Source organism: Vibrio sp. OPT46, assembly GCF_015163535.1.
Lineage (GTDB): Bacteria > Pseudomonadota > Gammaproteobacteria > Enterobacterales > Vibrionaceae > Vibrio > Vibrio alginolyticus.
In genome coordinates this window covers 11,071-16,459 of sequence record NZ_JADDYG010000133.1, presented here as the reverse complement: position 1 = coordinate 16,459, position 5,389 = coordinate 11,071, and the positions used below count along the sequence as shown (strand labels likewise).

The following is a 5,389-nucleotide window of genomic DNA, read 5'->3' as shown; positions in this document are numbered from 1 at the left end:
TCTCAAATTTAACCAATGCGGCTATTGTCGTGGTAAGTCACCCGTGGCGCTTGTAAAAAACTGACAGCTTTCTCGGTAAATGAAATTAACGAGTCACTTGAGAAGGGGAAACGCCGTAGGTCTGCTTAAACGCTTTGCTGAAATGCGCTTGATCGTAGAAACCGATTTGATGGGCGACGTCGGTACTACATTGGCCAGCTTGCAGTAACTTCATGCCTTGTTCGAGGCGCAGGCGTGCGAACCATGCATAAGGCGTCATGCCAGTTTGCGCTTTAAAGTGGCGCTGGAACTGAGTTGGGCTCAGTTGGCACAGTTCTGATAGCGAATCCAAACGCACCGCTTGGTCGAGGTTCGCCATTAGATAATCTTTTAACGTTCCAAGTGATTGATTTCCTAATGGCACCACTTTTTGTCGCTCAAGCGATCCGTAGCGATCAAAAAGCTGGTTAAATCCTTCAAAAGGAAGGCAATCTTTGGTGAGTTGGCTGAGGTTTTCACGACGAAGTAGCCCGTGTAAGTTACTAAGTTGTGAAAATATCTGTGGATCCGAGATGATCAGCTCGTTGAAGTGTATTATTTGACCGTTTTGCTTAAGATCAGCCAGATCGCTCAATAGGTGAGGTTCGATCGCAAACACATTCACTTCGTAGCCACTTTCGAGCTTAGATTGCCCGTCGTGCAGCTCATCCGGCGGCATAATCACAATTTGCCCGTGACCAACTTGGTGGCTGTTACCTTGGTATTGGAACTTCTGCGCACCATGCGTGATCAGGCCGAGATGAAAATCCAGATGGTAATGCCTTTGAAAAGCAAATTTCTGGTATTTCGCCTCTATTAGACTCAAGTTGTCATGGTCGGTTGCGTAGTACTGAATATGTTCCATTAAATAAAAAAGCTTGGTCACATTATGACCAAGCTTATCTGGCAATTTCTAACTTGTCTTGTAAAAAACGATCACTGTGGCTGAACGATTCGGCGTGAGCGACGGTTATTACGTAATCCATCAAAGCTAAACACGACTAGTGCTCCCCAAATAAAGACGAAAGTGATCGCTTTATCCATGGTAAAGGGTTCGCCATACATCAATACTGCAAGTAAAAACATTAAGCTTGGGCCTATATATTGGAAAAAGCCCAAAGTCGATAATTTGAGTCTTGTTGCTGCACCCGTAAAGCACAGCAGTGGCAGGGTTGTTATAACCCCAGCCGCGATCAACAAACTATTTAACGTAAGTGGATTCGTAAGCATATTTGAGGTTGGTGTATCGGCAACAAAAAGCAAATAAACAGCGGCCACTGGCAGTAGAAGTAATGTCTCGATAAACAAGCCAGTTTTTGCATCGACACTGACTTTCTTTCTTAATAAGCCATAAAAGCCGAAGCTCATTGCTAACGCCATCGCAACAACAGGTACGGAGCCAAATACAATCAGTTGAACGAGTACGCCACAACCTGCCAATACAACCGCGAACCACTGTAATTTACGCAGTCGCTCACCAAGGAAGACCATCCCGAGTAAGACGTTGATCAGTGGGTTAATGTAATAACCTAAGCTGGCGTCGAGCATATGATTCGAGTTTACCGCCCAAATGAAAATCAACCAATTGCCGCCAATTAGCATGGAACTTGCGATCAGGTAAGCGATTTTCGTTTTGTCTTTCGCGATGTGGTAAGCCGAGCGCCAGTGACGGCCAAAATGGAGGAGTGCAGCAAGCAAAAAGAAAGACCATATCACTCGGTGGCTTAGAATTTCCAAAGGAGATACTTGTGCGATGGACTTAAAGTACATCGGCGCAATGCCCCACATGGTATACGCGCCAATCGCTAGCAAGATACCTTGCCGCGCGCGTTGTTGTTCGTCTTCTGGTGTCATGAAGTGTCACCTAATTGTGTGTTTTATAGAGCAGAAAATCAGTATACGAGTCGTGATGCGAAACACCTAACAATTTGCGGTTTTATTCACCATGAAACCCCATTACAATGTGCCCTCACTTTGTGTGCCAGTGGTATGCATAAGCACCTCTTTTTTAAGACCCAATCTGAGACTTTTCATGACCTCGACCTTGTTAGCCGAACAATCTGATTTGCCTGTAACGCCTCAACGTGTGTTGGAGGATGTGTTTGGTTACCAAGAGTTCCGTGATGGTCAGCAGTTGGTGATTGACGCTGCGATAGAAGGTCGCGACAGCTTAGTTATTCTGCCTACTGGTGGCGGTAAGTCGCTGTGTTATCAAATCCCTGCTTTGGTTCGCTCTGGTATTACTTTGGTGATTTCTCCGCTTATTTCGCTGATGAAAGACCAAGTGGACCAGCTTAAAGCCAACGGTGTAGCGGCTGAATGCATTAACTCGACCATGCCTCGTGAAGAACTGCTCAGCGTGTATAACCGCATGCACACTGGTCATCTTAAGTTGGTGTACGTCTCGCCAGAACGCGTATTGATGCGTGATTTCATTGAGCGCTTGGAAAACTTGCCGCTATCGATGATTGCCGTCGATGAAGCGCATTGTATTTCCCAGTGGGGACACGACTTCCGTCCAGAATACGCCGCGCTTGGTCAACTTAAGCAGCAGTTTTCCCATGTGCCATTTATGGCGCTGACGGCGACGGCGGATGATGCAACGCGCCGAGATATTCTTGAGCGTCTGCAACTGAATAATCCAGAGGTTTATCTAGGCAGCTTCGACCGTCCTAACATTCGCTACAACTTAGTTGAGAAGCACAAGCCGGTTTCGCAAATCGTTCGTTATCTTGAAACCCAAAAGGGTAACTGCGGCATCATCTATTGTGGTAGCCGTAAGAAAGTTGAGATGGTGACCGAGAAGCTGTGCAACAACCACATTCGTGCTGCTGGTTATCACGCAGGTATGGACGCTGATGAGCGCGCTTACGTTCAAGAAGCTTTCCAACGTGATGACATCCAAATTGTAGTGGCGACCGTGGCATTCGGTATGGGCATCAACAAACCAAACGTGCGCTTTGTGGTTCACTTTGATATCCCGCGCAATATCGAGTCCTACTACCAGGAAACCGGTCGTGCAGGGCGTGATGGTCTACCTGCGGAAGCCATGATGTTGTATGACCCAGCGGACATCAGTTGGCTGCGCCGTATGTTGGATGAGAAAGACGATGGTCCACAGAAGCAGGTGGAAACCCACAAACTGAATGCGATGAGTGCCTTTGCTGAGGCGCAGACTTGTCGTCGTCAGGTGCTATTAAATTACTTTGGTGAGTATCGTGAGAAGCCATGTGGCAACTGCGATATTTGCTTAGATCCACCGAAACACTTTGATGCCACGGAAGAAGCGCGTAAGGCGTTATCTTGTGTCTATCGCGTTAATCAAAGCTTTGGTATGGGTTACGTGGTAGAAGTGCTACGTGGCATGCAAAACATTCGTGTACGTGAAAACGGCCACGATAAGATTTCTACCTACGCGATAGGTCGCGATCATAGCCACGATTACTGGGTGAGTATCTTCCGTCAGTTAATCCACAAAGGGCTGTTGTTTCAAAACATCACGCGTAACTCAACGCTGCAACTTACCGAAGAGGCGCGTCCGCTTTTGCGTGGCGATGTGACCCTAGAGTTAGCGGTTCCACGTTTAGACACCGCAGCACGTGCGGCTAAATCAGATAAACTGACCAGCAAGAACTACGACAAAAAGCTGTTTGCTAAGTTACGTAAGCTGCGTAAGTCGATTGCTGATGAAGATGGTTTGCCACCATACGTGGTCTTCAGTGACGCAACTTTGATTGATATGGCGGAAATTCTGCCAACGTCTTACGGCGAAATGCTGGCAGTTAGCGGTGTTGGTCAGCGCAAACTAGAGAAGTACGCCGATCCATTCCTTGATTTGATTCAAGAACACATTACTCACCACGGATAAGGAACCAAGATGCAAAAGGAATTTGGCTTAGCGGACTATATGGCACAAGAAGGGCGCTTAATCATTACTGCGCCGAGCTTTGACCTTGATAGCTTTCCTGCTTTAGGTGAGCGTTTAGTCGGCTTGCTTTCTGCTACTGTGGTGGAAAAGCAGTGGGATGCAGATATTCACTCTTGGCTGATCGACTTTGAAGGTTGCCGACTGTTTATGAAAGCAGAGCATTACAGCGAAGCGATTTGGTTTGAAGCGTTAGCGATTGAAGAGAGCAGGGAAGAGTTGGATTATCTTGCAGGATTGTTCCAGCGCGGCTTCTAGAAATAGCATTTTTCTTGAAAGGGTGTTTCACATGAAACACCCTTTTTTATGCTCAAACGTTTGCGTAAAACAGACGACTTGCGGCGAAAAGTGGTTAATGTATAATCGCCCACCGCTTCGCTCAGAATGAGCCAAGCCAGTTTATTTTTCATTTTACATTGTTGGTAAGAGCCACTTTATTCAGTGACTCGATTTGGGTTCCCTCACCCCCAAACCAAACTAAAAAGGTATCGCATGAGTAACTTTACCCCTGCGCAGCAGCGCAACGCCCTTATCTATCTGGTTCTATTCCACCTAGTCATTATTGCATCTAGCAATTACCTAGTTCAGCTACCGTTTACTATTTTCGGTTTCCATACCACTTGGGGCGCATTCACTTTCCCATTTATATTCCTAGCGACTGACTTAACTGTGCGTATTTTCGGTGCTCAGTTGGCGCGTAAGATCATCTTCTTAGTGATGTTGCCTGCTTTGGCAGTGTCTTACTTCTTATCGGTGGTGTTCTTCGAAGGTCAATTCCAAGGTTTTGGTCACCTAGGGGAATTTAACTTATTCGTTGCTCGTATCGCGATTGCTAGCTTCATGGCGTACCTACTTGGTCAGATCATGGATGTGCACGTGTTCAACCGCCTACGTCAAATGAAGCAATGGTGGGTGGCACCAACGTGTTCAACGCTTTTCGGTAATGCACTTGATACCATCGCTTTCTTCGCCATTGCGTTCTACCAAAGCCCAGATCCATTTATGGCTGAGCATTGGACGGAAATCGCGCTGGTGGATTACGGCTTCAAACTGATTATTAGTCTTGGTTTGTTCGTTCCTATGTATGGCGTACTACTGAATTACCTAATTAAGAAGCTGACTGCGGTGAACCCTGACTTTAAGGTGACCACAAGCGTTCAGTCTTAATATCAGTGGGAACCCCGAAAGCCGCTTGCTCAAATCAAGCGGCTTTTTTGTGCCTGTTTACTTGGGGTTAGAGGGTTTTGTACAGCATGGGGAGTAATTAGATCATGGGTGTCCAAAAGCTCCCTAAGCTGTACAAAGGTAAAAATGGAGTAATAAAAAAGGTCCCGAGTGAGACCTTTTTATCGAAGTTACGGAACGTAGAGGAAGCTAGTTGGTGAAATGGCTAACGGAGCATCTTCTCAATCAAAATGGCTTTTTTCGCATCGAAGGCGCCAAGTT

5 protein-coding genes are annotated in these 5,389 nt (G+C 46.4%); 3 read left to right on the top strand and 2 right to left on the bottom strand.

The features are described 5' to 3' along the window. Positions 1-85: 85 nt before the first annotated feature. Positions 86-883, bottom strand: coding sequence for an AraC family transcriptional regulator (locus IQR33_RS05915; protein ID WP_054575524.1), 798 nt, complete (start codon positions 881-883; stop codon positions 86-88). Positions 884-954: 71 nt separating this feature from the next. Further along, complete coding sequence (gene rarD / locus IQR33_RS05910; protein ID WP_005382912.1) at positions 955-1,872, bottom strand: EamA family transporter RarD; 918 nt, start codon at positions 1,870-1,872, stop codon at positions 955-957. 178 nt (positions 1,873-2,050) lie between these two features. Between rarD and recQ the strand changes: the two genes are divergently transcribed. The 3 genes from recQ to IQR33_RS05895 all read left to right on the top strand — a co-directional run bounded on the left by recQ (position 2,051) and on the right by IQR33_RS05895 (position 5,110). Next, positions 2,051-3,886 (top strand): ATP-dependent DNA helicase RecQ, encoded by a 1,836-nt coding sequence (recQ, locus tag IQR33_RS05905; RefSeq protein ID WP_193837148.1) that lies wholly within the window; start codon positions 2,051-2,053, stop codon positions 3,884-3,886. Positions 3,887-3,895: 9 nt separating this feature from the next. After that, positions 3,896-4,201, top strand: coding sequence for a DUF3630 family protein (locus IQR33_RS05900; protein WP_005378772.1), 306 nt, complete (start codon positions 3,896-3,898; stop codon positions 4,199-4,201). Between the two features lie 234 nt (positions 4,202-4,435). Continuing rightward, on the top strand, positions 4,436-5,110 hold the full coding sequence (locus IQR33_RS05895; RefSeq protein ID WP_005378770.1) for a 7-cyano-7-deazaguanine/7-aminomethyl-7-deazaguanine transporter: 675 nt from the start codon (positions 4,436-4,438) through the stop codon (positions 5,108-5,110). Positions 5,111-5,389 lie beyond the last annotated feature (279 nt).

Excerpts from the sequence above, each read along its gene's own strand:
- recQ (WP_193837148.1), top strand. The coding sequence starts at position 2,051 with ATGACCTCGACCTTGTTAGCCGAACAATCTGATTTGCCTGTAACGCCT.
- IQR33_RS05915 (WP_054575524.1), bottom strand. The coding sequence starts at position 883 with ATGGAACATATTCAGTACTACGCAACCGACCATGACAACTTGAGTCTA.
- rarD (WP_005382912.1), bottom strand. The coding sequence starts at position 1,872 with ATGACACCAGAAGACGAACAACAACGCGCGCGGCAAGGTATCTTGCTA.
- IQR33_RS05895 (WP_005378770.1), top strand. The coding sequence starts at position 4,436 with ATGAGTAACTTTACCCCTGCGCAGCAGCGCAACGCCCTTATCTATCTG.
- IQR33_RS05900 (WP_005378772.1), top strand. The coding sequence starts at position 3,896 with ATGCAAAAGGAATTTGGCTTAGCGGACTATATGGCACAAGAAGGGCGC.